The sequence below is a fragment of the Polaribacter sejongensis genome, from assembly GCF_038024065.1.
In the GTDB taxonomy this organism is placed as follows: Bacteria; Bacteroidota; Bacteroidia; order Flavobacteriales; family Flavobacteriaceae; genus Polaribacter; species Polaribacter sejongensis.
This window is the reverse complement of record NZ_CP150667.1, coordinates 3,874,693-3,890,094: the sequence shown is the minus strand read 5'-3', so window position 1 is coordinate 3,890,094 and position 15,402 is coordinate 3,874,693. Positions and strand designations below refer to the sequence as shown.

At 32.1% G+C, this 15,402-nt stretch carries 12 protein-coding genes; 2 read left to right on the top strand and 10 right to left on the bottom strand.

The features are described from left to right. Window positions 1-21: 21 nt before the first annotated feature. Window positions 22-651 carry a 16S rRNA (guanine(527)-N(7))-methyltransferase RsmG gene (gene rsmG, locus WHD08_RS16015; RefSeq protein WP_208890071.1) on the bottom strand — a complete coding sequence of 210 codons (630 nt, stop codon included), beginning with the start codon at window positions 649-651 and terminating at the stop codon, window positions 22-24. A gap of 121 nt (window positions 652-772) precedes the next feature. On the opposite strand from rsmG, the gene WHD08_RS16010 reads away from it, so the two are divergent. Then, window positions 773-1,864, top strand: coding sequence for a fatty acid desaturase family protein (locus tag WHD08_RS16010; protein WP_208890073.1), 1,092 nt, complete (start codon window positions 773-775; stop codon window positions 1,862-1,864). 26 nt (window positions 1,865-1,890) lie between these two features. Next, window positions 1,891-3,078 (top strand): pyridoxal phosphate-dependent aminotransferase, encoded by a 1,188-nt coding sequence (locus WHD08_RS16005; protein ID WP_208890075.1) that lies wholly within the window; start codon window positions 1,891-1,893, stop codon window positions 3,076-3,078. A 606-nt stretch (window positions 3,079-3,684) separates the two neighbouring features. Here WHD08_RS16005 and ftsZ read toward each other — a convergent pair. The 9 genes from ftsZ to WHD08_RS15960 form a co-directional block, all read right to left on the bottom strand. Continuing rightward, window positions 3,685-5,538 carry a cell division protein FtsZ gene (gene ftsZ / locus WHD08_RS16000; RefSeq protein WP_208890076.1) on the bottom strand — a complete coding sequence of 618 codons (1,854 nt, stop codon included), beginning with the start codon at window positions 5,536-5,538 and terminating at the stop codon, window positions 3,685-3,687. Between the two features lie 64 nt (window positions 5,539-5,602). Next, the gene (gene ftsA, locus WHD08_RS15995; protein WP_208890078.1) at window positions 5,603-6,958 is read right to left on the bottom strand and encodes a cell division protein FtsA; all 1,356 of its coding nucleotides are present in this window, start codon (window positions 6,956-6,958) and stop codon (window positions 5,603-5,605) included. 6 nt (window positions 6,959-6,964) lie between these two features. Beyond that, window positions 6,965-7,690: a cell division protein FtsQ/DivIB gene (locus WHD08_RS15990; RefSeq protein ID WP_208890080.1), complete on the bottom strand. Its 726-nt coding sequence runs from the start codon at window positions 7,688-7,690 to the stop codon at window positions 6,965-6,967. Then, on the bottom strand, window positions 7,680-9,032 hold the full coding sequence (gene murC, locus WHD08_RS15985) for a UDP-N-acetylmuramate--L-alanine ligase (RefSeq protein WP_208890083.1): 1,353 nt from the start codon (window positions 9,030-9,032) through the stop codon (window positions 7,680-7,682). Before murC ends, WHD08_RS15990 begins: the two co-directional genes overlap by 11 nt. Further along, window positions 9,029-10,123, bottom strand: a complete 1,095-nt coding sequence (gene murG, locus WHD08_RS15980) for an undecaprenyldiphospho-muramoylpentapeptide beta-N-acetylglucosaminyltransferase (RefSeq protein ID WP_208890085.1) — start codon at window positions 10,121-10,123, stop codon at window positions 9,029-9,031. The genes murC and murG overlap by 4 nt, the downstream gene beginning before the upstream one ends. After that, on the bottom strand, window positions 10,107-11,291 hold the full coding sequence (locus tag WHD08_RS15975; RefSeq protein WP_165732497.1) for an FtsW/RodA/SpoVE family cell cycle protein: 1,185 nt from the start codon (window positions 11,289-11,291) through the stop codon (window positions 10,107-10,109). Before WHD08_RS15975 ends, murG begins: the two co-directional genes overlap by 17 nt. Window positions 11,292-11,370: 79 nt before the next feature. Continuing rightward, window positions 11,371-12,705 (bottom strand): UDP-N-acetylmuramoyl-L-alanine--D-glutamate ligase, encoded by a 1,335-nt coding sequence (gene murD / locus WHD08_RS15970; RefSeq protein ID WP_208890087.1) that lies wholly within the window; start codon window positions 12,703-12,705, stop codon window positions 11,371-11,373. After that, the gene (mraY, locus tag WHD08_RS15965) at window positions 12,706-13,932 is read right to left on the bottom strand and encodes a phospho-N-acetylmuramoyl-pentapeptide-transferase (protein ID WP_165732495.1); all 1,227 of its coding nucleotides are present in this window, start codon (window positions 13,930-13,932) and stop codon (window positions 12,706-12,708) included. A gap of 2 nt (window positions 13,933-13,934) precedes the next feature. Next, window positions 13,935-15,401 carry a UDP-N-acetylmuramoyl-L-alanyl-D-glutamate--2,6-diaminopimelate ligase gene (locus WHD08_RS15960; protein WP_208891157.1) on the bottom strand — a complete coding sequence of 489 codons (1,467 nt, stop codon included), beginning with the start codon at window positions 15,399-15,401 and terminating at the stop codon, window positions 13,935-13,937. Window position 15,402: the final 1 nt, after the last annotated feature.

Here is a 15,402-nt window from a genome sequence, read left to right as displayed (position 1 = left end):
ATTTATTTTTTATAAAAAGCGCTACGCTTTATATTTCATCCCTAAGTGAACCACTTTTTTGGTTTCATAAAAATCTTCTTCAAAAAAGTCAGGTAAATCATAAATTGTAGCAGATGTGTATAATTTCAATTCTTCAGATAAATCTCCACCTTTTAGATATAAAATCCCGTTTTTTAAATCGTGATTTTGCTTTTTTGAGATTCTACCTTTTGTCCAACCAACAAAAGTTTCCATTTGCGCTACTGCTCTACTTACAATAAAATCATAAGTATCTTTTATCTCTTCTACTCTACAGTTAGAAGTTTTTACGTTTGTTAAACCTAAACCTTCAACAACTTCATTTACTACTTTTATCTTTTTACCGATAGAATCTACCAAATGAAACTGTGTTTCTGGAAACAAAATTGCTAACGGAATTCCAGGAAAACCACCACCAGTACCAACATCCATTACTTTAGACCCTGGTTTAAATTGCACCACTTTTGCTATTGCTAAAGAATGTAAAACATGGCGTAAATACAATTCGTCTATGTCTTTTCTAGAAACAACGTTTATTTTTAAATTCCAATCTTGGTATAATTCTTGAAGTTTAGAAAACTGTTCTATTTGAGTTGGGGTTAAGTCCTTAAAATACTTGAGTATAATTTCCATTAATAAATAAATTTGAATTGCAAAAATAGTTATTTGTATTGGAACAATTCTAAACAAAAACTGACGTTTATCATAAAAATCCATTTCAAAAAGTATATTTTTGCAGATTATAAACATATAAATGAAAACAATAAACTTTTCAAGAGTAGATAAAGCGAAATTCTTTAGAACTCTAAACAAAAGAGTAAATACATATTTTAAAGAAAACGAAATCAAAAAAACAGGAAACTGGAAATTGTACACAAAAGCAATTATTATGTTTTCGCTATTCTTGGTTCCTTTTATTTTAATTCTAACGGTTACTATGCCACAATGGGTAATGGCACTTTTAATGGTGGTTACAGGAATAGGAATGGCTGGAGTTGGAATGAATGTAATGCACGATGCCAATCATGATTCTTTTTCTAAAAGAAAATGGGTTAATAAATTGATGGGAAGTAGTATTTATATACTTGCCGGAAATGTATATAATTGGAAAGTACAGCACAACGTTTTACACCACACCTTTACCAATGTAGAAGGACATGATGAAGATATCGACGCAGGACGAATTATTCGTTTTTCTCAACATTCTTCATGGTTACCAATTCATAAAATTCAGAAATATTATTCTATCTTTTTATACGGATTACTAACTATAAACTGGGCTATTACTACAGATATTAAGCAAATGCATCGTTATTTAAAACGTAAATTATCTTATGGTAAATTTCCAAATCCTACAACAGAATGGACAAAATTAGTCGTTTCTAAAATTGCTTATTATTCCCTTTGGATCGTTTTACCTCTATTGGTTTTAGACGTTGCTTGGTGGAAAATTTTAATCGGTTTTTTTGTAATGCACTATACCGCTGGTATGATTTTAAGTTTGGTATTTCAATTGGCACACATTGTACCAAATACAGAAATGCCGTTACCAGATAAAGACGGAAATTTAGAACACACTTGGGCAGTCCACCAATTATACACCACATCTAACTTTGCCCCTAGTAACTGGTTGGTAAACTTCTATACAGGAGGTTTAAATCATCAAGTTGAACATCATATTTTTCCGCATATTTCTCATGTACATTATGATAAATTAGCTAAAATTGTAAAAGAAACGGCCAAAGAATTTAATTTGCCCTATAACGAATACGACACTATGCGTAAAGCGATTGTAGAACATTTTAGACATTTGGGAGTTTTGGGTAAAAACCCTGAATTAGCATAAGTAACACAACAACAACTAACAGTAAGATGAAAAATCCATTATCGGACAGAATTAACAGTTTACCTGTATCTCAAACCTTAGCAATGGCTGCTAAAGCAAGAGAACTAAGAGCAGAAGGAAAAGATATTATTGGTTTAAGTTTGGGAGAACCAGATTTTAATACACCAGATTTTATTAAAGACGCTGCAATTGAAGCTATCAATCAAAATTACAATTCGTATTCTCCAGTAGATGGATATGTAGATTTAAAAGAAGCTATTTGCACCAAATTTAAGCGCGATAACGACTTAGTTTACAAACCTAGTCAAATTGTTGTTTCTACAGGAGCAAAACAATCTATTGCAAACATTGCACAGGTATTATTAAACCCAGGAGACGAAGTTTTATTACCTGCACCTTATTGGGTAAGTTACTCTGCAATTGCAATTTTATGCGAAGCAACGTATGTAGAAATTCCTTCTTCTATAGAGAATGATTTTAAAATCACTCCAGAGCAGTTAGAGGCTTCTATTACCCCTAAAACAAAAATGATTTTCTTTAACTCTCCAAACAACCCAAGTGGAACTATCTATAGTGAAGCAGAATACAGAGCGTTGGCAGCAGTTTTAGAAAAACACCCACAGATTTTTATCTTATCAGATGAAATCTATGAACATATCAATTACGAAACAAAACCTTTTAGTTTTGCAGCAATTGAAAGCATGTACGACAGAACCATTACTGTAAACGGTTTGGCAAAAGCATTTGCTATGACAGGTTGGAGAATTGGTTATATTGGTGCTCCAGAATGGATTGCTAAAGCTTGTACAAAAATGCAAGGTCAAATTACTTCTGGTACAAACTGTATTGCTCAAAGAGCAGCAATTACAGCAGTTTTAGCGCCAGTTTCTAAAATTCAGTTTATGGTAGACGAGTTTAAAACTCGTAGAGATATCATTATTGGATTGTTAAGAGAAATAGACGGATTTAAAGTAAATGTTCCTGAAGGAGCTTTTTACGTTTTTCCAGATGTTTCTGCCTTCTTTGGTAAAACAATCAACGGATTTAAAATTGAAACTGCAAGTGATTTCTCTTTATTCATTTTAGAAAGAGCAAATGTTGCAACTGTAACTGGAGAAGCTTTTGGTACGCCAAACTGTATTAGAATTTCTTATGCAGCATCAGAATTACAAATTAGAGAAGCAATCAAGAGAATTAAAGAAGCATTAAGCTAGTCTTTAAAACAAATATTTATATTGAAATCCATCTTTAATTAGGTGGATTTTTTTGTTTGGGCGTGCCCTAAAAGTCAGGCTAAGCTAAAAAGCGTGAGAGCTCAAACAACTGCTTCTATCCTTCACGCAAGCTTGTTTTCCTTCTTATTTCATAAATTAAGACACATAAAAAAACCACATCTTTAAAAGATGTGGTTTAGTACTTATAAAGAAAAGTATTAGAGGATTAATCGGGGGACAAAATTTTAATAATAATAATAATATAGTCCGTTGTTTTCTTATTCTTATTCAAATATAGAACTTAACTAAAGTTAATTCATATAAAATTAGACCATTAGCAATCATAAACCGTTAAAATGATACTTTAAACCGATAAGCAAATAACCTTAAAACGAATTTTTAGCCTATTAAGAATCAGAAACATCTAACTTTAAGAACAATATTTTTCAACTCTATTCTTAATTTATTATAAAAATAGTAGGATTTATATATTATAAATTTGGTAGATAAATGCTAATACAATTCCACTTATTAACTCCTTAAAAAACAAAAAACCATATCTAAAAGATATGGCTTCATGCTATTTTTGGGGGAACTTATTAAAATTTAATCTACATTGTCATGTAAAAAAGAATTATTAGATTTAAAACTAATTTCATCTGTATTCTTTTTAATAGATGTTTCTGTACTACTAATAGAACTATTTGTGTCTAAGTTTATTCCTAGTCTTTTATAAGCTGGCTGACGCTCAATTTCATCAATGTTCTTATTCATTTGATCATTGAACTTATAATTAAAACCTTTCATTGTTTTACGTCTCTCTTCAGCTCTTTTTTGCAACTCGGTAATTGTCAAATCTAAAGGAGAAACTTCTTCACTTTGCGTTTCTATTTGGTTAACTTCTGCTTGAGGAGCTCTTGTTTTTAGTTCGAAATTAATTTCTTCTTCAACACTTTTTTTTTCAACAATTCCAGAACTTTTACCAATCGTTGGCTGTGCATCAAAATCTTCTAAAACATAACGCTTTTCTACCACTTTTCTTTCAAAAACAACCTCTTCTGGTTGTGTAGCTTCTATCTCGTTTACTTTAGGGGTTTCTACTTCTGCTTTCGGATTTAGAGGTAAATCAAATAATAGGTGAGGCTGAACTGCTTTTGGCTCTTCTACAGCTTGTACTTCCTGAACTGGAGTTACATCTGTAATAACAAAATCATCCTCAGCGGCAACTTCTACTTCTACCTCATCATAATCAACCGCCATATTTACAATCTCATTGGTCGTTTTAACCAAGTTTGATTTTGGTGTTACTACTTCCTCTTCTAAAGTATGAACAACTTTTTCCTCTACAGCGTTAGTTAACGGCTCGTTTAAAGAAGGTGCTTTCGTAATGGTTTTTTCACTAAAATCATACGTCGCTTTTTGCTCATCCTCTAAGGTGTGAACAATTTTTTTTACCTCTGTATTTGTAATTGTACTTTGTTGATCTGCAGCAAAACCTGTAGCTACAATAGTTACAGCAATAGCATCACCCAACTCTTCATCTTCACCAATACCCATAATAATATTGGCATCATAACCAGCTTCATCTTGTATGTAATCGTTTATTTCACCAATTTCATCTAAAGTAACTTCATTAGTACCAGATACAATTAACAACAATACGTTCTTAGCTCCTGTAATTTTATTATCATTTAATAAAGGAGAATCTAATGCTTTAATAATAGCAGTTTTAGCTCTAGTCTGACCTTCTTCTTTTGCAGAACCCATAATTGCAGTTCCACTATTAGAAAGTACAGTTTTAGCATCATGTAAATCTATATTTTGTTTATAGTGATGCGTAATTACCTCTGCAATTCCACGAGAAGCTGTAGATAAAACCTCATCCGCTTTAGAGAAACCAGCTTTAAAACCAAGGTTTCCGTAAACTTCACGAAGTTTATTATTGTTTATCACAATTAGAGAATCAACATTTTGGCGCAATTGATCAATTCCTAACTGAGCTTGTTTAGCACGTCTTCTACCTTCAAAGGCAAAAGGCATTGTAACAATACCAACAGTAAGCACATCCATATCTTTTGCAATTTTTGCAATAATAGGAGCTGCTCCTGTACCAGTACCACCACCCATACCAGCAGTAATAAATACCATTTTGGTTTGGGTATTCAGCATTTGCTGAATTTCTTGCATACTTTCTTTAGCTGCTTGTGCTCCTACTTCTGGATTTGCACCTGCACCTAAACCAGAAGTTAAACTTACTCCTAATTGAATTTTATTAGGAACAGGACTGTTTTCTAAAGCCTGTGCATCTGTATTACAGATTACAAAGTCTACTCCTTTAATTTGTTGTGTAAACATGTGGTTTACTGCGTTGCTACCGCCTCCACCAACTCCAATTACCTTAATTGTGTTAGATTGTGTCTTAGGCATGTCAAATGAAATGTTATCGAATTCTGCGCTCATAATAACCGATATATTGTTTATTATTATTTTTTTGATTTTTGTTCTCTTTTCTTAATCTCAATCTTTATTCTGCGTTGTCCAAAAAATCTTTTAAACTTTCTGTAAACTTTTCAAAAAACGACTTCTTTTTAGGTTTTCGTTCTTTTTCTACTTCAACTACAGGTGGTCTTTCTTCTATAGGTTGTTCTTTCTGTTCATCAACAACTGGCTCTATAACCTCCTCTTCAATTACTTCTTGCTCTTCTTCTACAACAGGTTTTTGTTTTTCTAAACCTTCCATCAATAAACCAACGGTTGTAGCAAAAGCCGGACTAGATAAAAGTTCATCAGATTCTCCTGCCAAATGTTCATTAGGATATCCTATTCTTGCATCCATACCTGTTATATACTCTACCAACTGGCGTAAGTGCTTTAATTGTGCACCACCACCAGTTAACACAATACCTCCAATTAGTTTCCCTTTTGCAGTTTCATGTCCGTAATTTTTTATCTCTAAATACACATGCTCAATAATTTCCTGAACTCTTGCATGTATAATTCTTGATAAATTCTTTAAAGTAATTTCTTTAGGTTCTCTACCTCTTAAACCAGGTATAGAAACTATTTCTGTTTCTTTATTTTCTCCAGGCCATGCAGAACCAAACTTTATTTTTAATAATTCTGCTTGCTTTTCTATTATAGAACAGCCCTCTTTAATATCTTCTGTAATTACATTTCCTCCAAAAGGAATTACAGCTGTATGTCTAATAATTCCGTCTTTAAAAATAGCTAAATCCGTTGTTCCACCACCAATATCAATCAATGCAACTCCTGCTTCTTTTTCTTCCTGACTTAATACTGCATTTGCAGAAGCTAAAGGCTCTAAGGTAATTTCACTTAAACCTAAGCCTGCACTTTTAACACAACGCCCAATATTTCTAATAGAAGAAACTTGTCCAACAACTACATGAAAATTCGCTTCTAAACGACCTCCATACATGCCAATTGGTTCTTTTATATCTGCTTGAGAATCTACTTTATATTCTTGTGGCAATACATGAATAATTTCTTCTCCTGGTAACATTACTAATTTATGAACCTGGTTTATTAAATCTTCAATATCGTTATCATCTATTACCTCATCAGCATTATTTCTTGTGATATAATCACTATGGTGTAAACTACGAATATGTTGCCCAGCAATTCCCACAACAACTTCGTGAATCTTTAAACCAGAAACACTTTCTGCCTCTTCTACTGCTTGCTGAATAGACTGTATGGTTTGCGTAATATTACTTACAACTCCACGTTTTACGCCTAAACTTTTGGCTTTACCAATTCCTATAACTTCAATCTTGCCATATTCATTCTTGCGACCAATCATTGCTGCGATTTTGGTTGTACCAATATCTAAACCAATTGCTATTTTATTGTTCTCCATTTTGATTTATTTTGCGCACACAACTTGGTTGTGATATTTTAAATTAATCGTTTTATACTCTTCAATCGTTTTATCTTCAAATGTCTTGTTATAAAACGCTTTTAACTTCTTAAATTTCACATCAATTTCAGATAATTTTCCAAAATCAATTTTATAATTTCCACTTCTCACAGAAAATTGATACTCACCATCGGCAAATTTCTCTATTCCCACCACTTCTTTATGCAAAAAATCATCCTCTAAAATAAAGGATATTAATGGTAATAATTCTTTAACTTCTTCATCTTCTTTAACGCCAGAAACGAGCATTACTCTTGCTGTAAAATTATGAGACAAAGGTATTTTTACACCTTGTTTATCAACATAATAAGAATCTTTTTTATTTATAATTCTAGCAACAGGTGAACGTTGTTTTATGATCGTTTTTAGGGTCCCCGATATGGTTAAAAATACTGATGCATTTTCAACATAAGGGTTTTCTGAAACCGTTTTTTCCAAACTGTATAAATTTATCACAGATTTCGCTTGGTTTTTCACAGTTGTATCATTTTGTATTAACAATTTATCAACCATAGAATGTGTCAAAAATTGATTGTCTCCAGCCTCAAATTCTATGACAACTTCCGATACTTTTTTATTAGAATTTCTTTTTTCAGAAAAACTAGACAAAAAGGCCAAACCTCCTATTAACAAAAGGAATGCTATGTATTTAAAAAACTTCTTAAACTTCATTTCCTATTGCTTTTAAAAGTTCATTACTTACCTCATCAACCATCATACCAATATCACCCGCACCTAACATTACAACTACTTTTGCTGATGAATTTTTAATATCTTTTTCTAAATTATTTTTTTTAGTTAATTTTTTATTCTTACAGACAACTTTATTTAATAACCATTCAGAATCTACTCCGGCAATTGGTTCTTCTCTTGCAGGATAAATATCTAGCAATAAAACTTCATCGAATTTTGATAATGCAACAGCAAAATCTTCAATAAAATCTTGTGTTCTAGAAAATAAATGTGGCTGAAAAACAACCAACACTTTATCATTAGGATACATTTCTCTGACAGAACTTTCTACTGCATTTATCGCTGTTGGATGATGTGCATAATCATCGATCAAAACAAAATCGTTTGTTTTAATTTTATACGAAAATCTTCGTTTTACTCCTTTAAAATTTGATAAACGTTCTTTTATTAGTTCTAACGAAACTCCATAAACATCTGCCATAGCTATTGCCGCCAATGCATTCATAACATTATGCTGACCTGGTAAATGGAATTCAATATTTTTTATTTCTGATGAAGGTGTTTTCACATCAAAAATATATTTACCGCTTTCTATTTTTAAGTTAAATGCAGCATAATCTGCTTCTTCATTAACTACATACGTTAACCCCTCTAAAGGCAAACCTTTTGCTACAATTAAAGTGTTTTCTACTTTATTCGTAAACTCAATAAACGATTCGTTTAAAGCTTCTGAGTCTCCATAAATATCTAAATGATCTGCATCCATAGAGGTTACACACGCAATATTAGGACTCAGCTTTAAGAAAGACCTATCAAACTCATCTGCTTCTACAACACTCACTTTATCATCACCTAAAATTAGGTTAGAATTATAGTTTTCTGCAATACCACCTAAAAAGGAAGTCGCATTTACTGTATTCATAATATGACCTAAAATAGCAGAAGTCGTAGTTTTACCATGTGTCCCCGCAACTGCTAAACAGAAAGTTGTTTCCGTTATTTTTCCTAAAATTTCAGCTCTCTTTAAAACCGTAAAACCATTCTCTAAGAAATAACTTAGTTCAGCATGATTTTTAGAAATTGCTGGTGTGTAGACCACCAACGTTTTTTCAGTATTTAAAAATGAAATAGGGATATTTTTCACAGCATCTTCAAAGTGAATTTCAACACCCAAACCTTCTAAACCTAAAGTAATTTGAGTTGCAATTTTATCATAACCAGCCACACTTTTCCCATTAGACGCAAAGTAACGAGCAACTGCACTCATTCCTATGCCTCCAATTCCGACAAAATAGACGTTATGTATAGTATTTAAATTCACTTTTTTAATAATTTTTCTACTTCATTAACAATATCTGTAGTTGCTCCTGGAAGCGCTAATTCTTTTATATTTTCGGACAAATTACTTTGTTTTCCTTTATCTTTTAATAACGTTTCAAAAACGATTGGAAACGACTCCAATTCACTTTCTTTTAACAAAATTGCACCATGCTTATCTGCAATTGACTTTGCGTTTTTTGTTTGATGATCTTCCGACACATTTGGTGAAGGAATAAACAATACTGGCTTACCCACAATACATAATTCTGAAACTGAACTTGCGCCTGCTCTAGAAATAATAATATCTGATGCAGCATATGCAAAATCCATTCTATTTAAAAACTGATGTACTTGAATATTTTCTATTTCGTTGTATTTTTTATATTCTTCAAAATATAGTTTTCCACATTGCCAAATAACCTGAACGCCTTGTTTTTTAAAGAATTCTAAATTAGCTTCCACCAATTGATTAATTTTTCTCGCTCCCAAACTACCCCCTAAAACTAAAATAGTTTTCTTCTTTTTATCTAACTTAAAAAAGTCTTTCCCTTCGTCTGTTTTTGAATAAATTGACAACAAGTCTTGACGAACAGGATTTCCTGTTTTAACAATTTTATCCGCAGGAAAAAAACGTTCTAAATGATCATATGCAACACATATTTTGTGCGCTTTTTTACTTAATAATTTATTAGTAATTCCTGGAAACGAATTCTGTTCTTGTATTAACGTAGGAATCCCTTTTCTATTTGCCATTATTAAAGTTGGCCCACTTGCAAAACCACCTGTACCAATTGCTACATCTGGTTTAAATTTTCTAATAATCTTAGAAGCATTCCATAAACTACTGATCAACTTAAAAGGAAAAGATAAATTATCTACAGTTAACCTTCTTTGTATTCCAGAAATCCACAATCCTTTTATTTCATATCCCGCTTGCGGAACTTTTTCCATTTCCATTTTATCCTTTGCACCTACAAACAAAAATTTGGCATTCGGATAGCGCAACTTTAATTCGTTTGCAATAGCAATTGCAGGATAGATATGCCCTCCTGTACCTCCTCCAGAGATCAATATATTAATCGAGTGTTTCATGAAGTATGTTTAAAGGGTTATCATCTAAAATATCTTCTTCTGTTTCATCTGTCGATGCACTTACGCTTAAAATCATTCCCAACGCAAAACAAGTCATCCAAATAGAAGTACCTCCACTACTAATTAACGGTAAGGTTTGCCCTGTTACTGGGAATAAATTGGTTGCAACCGCCATATTTATGGACGCTTGAAAAATAATAGGAAGTCCAACTCCTACCACCAATAAAGTCCCAAAAATTGTAGTTGTTTTTCTAATCACCACAAAAATTCTAAACAAAAGAATAAAATAGATAGACACTATTAAAAAACCACCAACTAAACCATATTCTTCTACAATTATCGCAAAAATAAAATCTGATGTAGACTGAGGTAAAAAGTTTTTTTGTACACTTTTACCAGGACCAACACCAAAAGTTTCACCCATTGCAATTGCAATTTTTGCTTTTTCTACTTGATACTGTTCTTTTCCTTCATCGTCAGAAAAACTAGCGATTCTGTTTTCCCAAGTTTGTACTCTATTTGGCATTAAATCTGGAAACGCTTTGGCTGCTAAAATAAAAATTAACAACAAACCAATTCCTGCTCCTATTATAAATCCTAAGTACTTAACTGGATATCCACCAATAAAAGTTACAATTAAAATCATCGTGAAAATAATTGCCGTTGTAGAAAAGTTTGCCGGTAAAATTAAGATTAAAACAACTGCAACTGGCAACCATAATTGCCACAAGCTATCTTTAAAACCAATTGTGTTATCTTTATTCCTAGACAAATACCTTGCTACATAAACCATTAACACTAAACCTGCCAAAGTAGAAGTCTGAAAACCAATTCCTCCAATACTAATCCATCTACTTGCATTTGCTCCTCCAATGGTTGTACCCTGAGACAGCGTATAAATCAATAAAAAGACAATTACAGGAAGCATTATAACGGAGCCACCAGAGAAAAATCGATAAGGCACTTTATGAACCCCATAAATAATGGCAAATCCCATTATTAACAGCACAATATGCTTTATCAAGTACCCAAAAGAAGAACCAGAACCAACAACATACTCCAAGTTTGTGCTTGCGCTATAAACTGGCATAAATGAGAATATTGCCAAAATAGCAACAATTGCCCAAATGGTTTTATCTCCTTTTATATATTGAAAAATGGTTTTCATTAAATAGTACTTAGATTTTTTAAATATTAAACTTTACTTTATAATACAACGTATAAACAGTTACACGATTACACAATTTTTATAAACTTCTTACTGCTTTCTTAAATTGACGACCTCTATCTTCATAGTTTTCAAACAAATCGAAACTTGCACATGCTGGCGACAATAAAACAGCTTCTCCACTTTCTGCTAATTTGTGAGATACTTTTACAGCTTCTTCTGCTCCTGCAGTTTCTACTATAATATCTACCACGTTTCCAAAAGTGTTTTTAATTTTATCATTATCAACACCTAAACAAACAATTGCTTTTACTTTTTCTCTTACCAAAGGCAACAAATCATTATAATCGTTCCCTTTATCTACACCACCAACAATCCAGATAGTAGTTTTGTCCATACATTCTAACGCATAATACGTTGCGTTTACATTAGTTGCCTTAGAATCATTTATATACTCTACACCTCTAACTTTTGCTACATTTTCTAAGCGATGCTCTGCTCCTTCAAAATCTTCTAAACTCTCAATAATAACTTGCTTTCTAGCTTTTAATAATTGAGCCGCCATAGTAGCTGCCATAGCATTTTTGGTATTGTGTTTTCCTTTTACTGATAAAGTTGATAACGGCATGTTAATTTTGTCTTTATTTATATTGATAATAATATTATTGTCTTTGATATACGCTCCATACTCTAATTCTTTTTCAAGCGAAAACGGAACTAATTTTGCGCTTGTTTTATGTTCTTTTAACCAATTATTGATGGCTTTATCATCTGCATCATAAATTAAATAATCGGTTGCTGTCTGATTCTTTGTGATCCTAAATTTTGAATCTATATATTTATTAAAATCGTATTCGTACCTATCTAAATGATCTGGTGTAATATTTGTTAAAATTGCAATATGACTATTAAAATTCTCTATTCCATCTAACTGAAAACTACTTAACTCTAACACATAGTTTTCGTAAGATTCTTCCGCAACTTGTTGTGCAAAACTATCACCAATATTACCTGCAACACCTACATTTAATCCTGCTTTTTTTAAAATATGATGCAGTAATAATGTTGTGGTTGTTTTTCCATTAGAACCTGTAATCCCTACAATAGTCGCGGCCGTAAACTGTGCTGCAAATTCAATTTCTGAAACAACAGGAATTAATTTTTCTCTTAGTTGCTGAATTAAAGCAACCGTGTCTGGAATTCCAGGACTTTTCATCACTACATCTGCATTTAAAATTTTGCTTTCTGTATGTTGATTTTCCTCAAAATCGATCTCGTTATTTAAAAGAACTTCTTTATACTCTTTTGATATTTTATTTTTATCTGAAACAAAGACTTCGTATCCTTTTTGTTTTCCTAAAAGCGCTGTACCAACACCGCTTTCTCCTCCACCAAGAATTACAAGCCTTTTCATTTATCTTAATTTTAAAGTAACAATTGTAAATACTGCTAACAAGATTCCAATAATCCAAAAACGGACTACAATTTTACTTTCGTGATAGTTTGATTTTTGATAATGATGATGTAAAGGCGCCATTTTAAAAATTCTTCTTCCTTCTCCAAATTTCTTTTTGGTATACTTAAACCAAGAAACCTGCATAATTACCGAAAGATTTTCTATCACAAATATTCCTGCTAAAATTGGCAGCAATAACTCTTTACGAATAGCAATTGCAATAACCGCTATAATTCCACCAATTGTTAAACTCCCCGTATCTCCCATAAAAACCTGAGCAGGAAACGTATTGTACCACAGAAAACCAATTAATGCTCCCGCAAATGCCAGTATAAAAACAGTCATTTCTCCTGAATCTGGTATATACATAACATCTAAGTAATCTGCAAAAATGATATTACCAGAAACCCAAGCAAAAACCGCTAAGGTTAACACTATTATGGCAGATGAACCAGTAGCTAAACCATCAATTCCATCTGTTAAATTTGCACCATTTGAAATTCCTGTTACAATAAAAACAGTTACAAAAATGAAAACAATCCATCCATACTTCTCGTATCCATCACCTAAAAAACTGAAGGCTTTTGAATACTCTAATTCATTATCTTTAAAAAATGGCACTGTAGTTTTAGTAGATTTATGCGCTTCTCCAAAAACAATTTTTCGTCCATCTTTATTTACTATTTGCTGCTCTTTTGGTAATTGCTCCTTTATGGTAACTCCATCATTAAAATATAACATAGAACCTACAATAACACCTAAACCAACCTGACCTAAGACTTTAAACTTACCGCTTAAACCACCTTTATCTTTTTTGAAAACTTTTATATAATCGTCTAAAAAACCAATTAACCCCATCCAAACGGTAGTAATAATCAATAAGATTACATAGATATTATCTAATTTAGCTAATAACAAAACAGGAATTAAAGTTGCTAAAATGATAATAACACCTCCCATTGTTGGCGTACCCGTTTTTTGTTTCTGTCCGTCTAAACCTAAATCTCTTACTGTTTCTCCTACTTGCTGGTTTCTTAAAAAATCTATAATTCTTCTACCATAAATGGTTGAAATTAATAATGATAAAATAAAAGCTCCCGCAGCTCTAAATGTGATAAACTGAAACAATCCAGCACCAGGGAAATCCATTATATTTTCTAAATATTCAAATAAATAATATAGCATTCTTAATTATTTTTTAATTGATTGAAACAGTTCTTTACTTCTTCTAAATCATCAAAATGAGCTCTCACTCCATTAATTTCTTGATAATTTTCATGACCTTTTCCTGCTATTAAAATAATATCTCCTGTTTCAGAGAATTTACAAGCAGTTTTAATTGCTTGTCTTCTGTCTAAAATTGACAATGTTTTTTTATAGTTCTCAGCTGCAACACCAAGTTCCATTTCATCTAAAATAGTCTGCGCGTTTTCTGTTCTAGGATTGTCTGATGTAAAAATTGCTTGACTACTTAACTGAGAAGCAATATGTGCCATTTTTGGTCTTTTCGTAACATCTCTATCACCACCACAACCAACTACTGTTATCAGTTTTTCATTACCGTTTCTAATATCATTAATGGTTTCTAACACATTTTTTAAAGCATCTGGCGTATGTGCATAATCTACAATTGCCGTAACCCCATCACTTGAAATAACATACTCGAAACGACCACTTACATTCTCTAACTGACTAATTATGGTTAAAATTTCTAACTTCTCTAACCCTAACAATTCTGCTGTTGCAAAAATTGCTAATAAGTTAGAAGCGTTAAACTGACCGATTAACTTGGTCCAAACTTCTGTTTCATTTATTTTTAAAAGCGTACCAGAAAATTGCTTTTCTAAAATCTTAGCTCTATAATCTGCTAATGTTTTTAAAGCATAAGTTACTTTCTTAGCTTTCGTATTTTGCAACATAAAGTCGCCATTTTTATCATCGATATTAGTAAGCGCAAATGCTGACTTAGGTAATGAGTCAAAAAACACTTTCTTTACATCTCTGTATTCAGCAAACGTTTTATGATAATCTAAATGATCATGAGATAGGTTGGTAAAAATTCCACCAGCAAACGTTAATCCCTCTGTTCTTTTCTGATGAATTCCATGAGAACTCACTTCCATAAAACAATAATCTACACCTGCATCAATCATTTTATCTAAATAACTGTTGATGGTTACAGAATCTGGAGTTGTATGCGTTGCCTTAAATTCAACATCATCAACTAAAATTTTAACTGTTGAAAGTAAACCTACTTTATAACCTGCTTTTTTAAATAATTGATACAAAAGTGATGCTATCGTAGTTTTTCCGTTTGTACCCGTAACACCTACTAACGGCATCTTATTCGACGGGTTTTCATAAAAACTAGACGCCATTATCGCCAAAGCAACATTAGCATCTGCAACCTGAATATATGTAATTCCCGTTTTTTTATCCACAGGAAAATCCTCACAAATAATTGCAACTGCACCTAAACTAATTGCTTTCTCAATATATAAATGACCATCTACTGAAACTCCTTTTTGAGCAACAAAAACGTCATTCTTTTCAATTTTTCTAGAATCGAAAACAACAGCATTTACTTCAATATCTGTAATCCCAAATACTTGATCAATAGCAACCTGATATAATATGTCTTTTAAATTCTTCAGT

What these genes read in the sequence shown, in the direction of transcription:
- ftsA (WP_208890078.1), bottom strand. Translation starts at nt 6,958, where the DNA reads ATGGAGAACAATAAAATAGCAATTGGTTTAGATATTGGTACAACCAAA.
- WHD08_RS15990 (WP_208890080.1), bottom strand. Translation starts at nt 7,690, where the DNA reads ATGAAGTTTAAGAAGTTTTTTAAATACATAGCATTCCTTTTGTTAATA.
- WHD08_RS16010 (WP_208890073.1), top strand. Translation starts at nt 773, where the DNA reads ATGAAAACAATAAACTTTTCAAGAGTAGATAAAGCGAAATTCTTTAGA.
- murG (WP_208890085.1), bottom strand. Translation starts at nt 10,123, where the DNA reads ATGAAACACTCGATTAATATATTGATCTCTGGAGGAGGTACAGGAGGG.
- WHD08_RS16005 (WP_208890075.1), top strand. Translation starts at nt 1,891, where the DNA reads ATGAAAAATCCATTATCGGACAGAATTAACAGTTTACCTGTATCTCAA.
- WHD08_RS15975 (WP_165732497.1), bottom strand. Translation starts at nt 11,291, where the DNA reads ATGAAAACCATTTTTCAATATATAAAAGGAGATAAAACCATTTGGGCA.
- murD (WP_208890087.1), bottom strand. Translation starts at nt 12,705, where the DNA reads ATGAAAAGGCTTGTAATTCTTGGTGGAGGAGAAAGCGGTGTTGGTACA.
- rsmG (WP_208890071.1), bottom strand. Translation starts at nt 651, where the DNA reads ATGGAAATTATACTCAAGTATTTTAAGGACTTAACCCCAACTCAAATA.
- ftsZ (WP_208890076.1), bottom strand. Translation starts at nt 5,538, where the DNA reads ATGAGCGCAGAATTCGATAACATTTCATTTGACATGCCTAAGACACAA.
- mraY (WP_165732495.1), bottom strand. Translation starts at nt 13,932, where the DNA reads ATGCTATATTATTTATTTGAATATTTAGAAAATATAATGGATTTCCCT.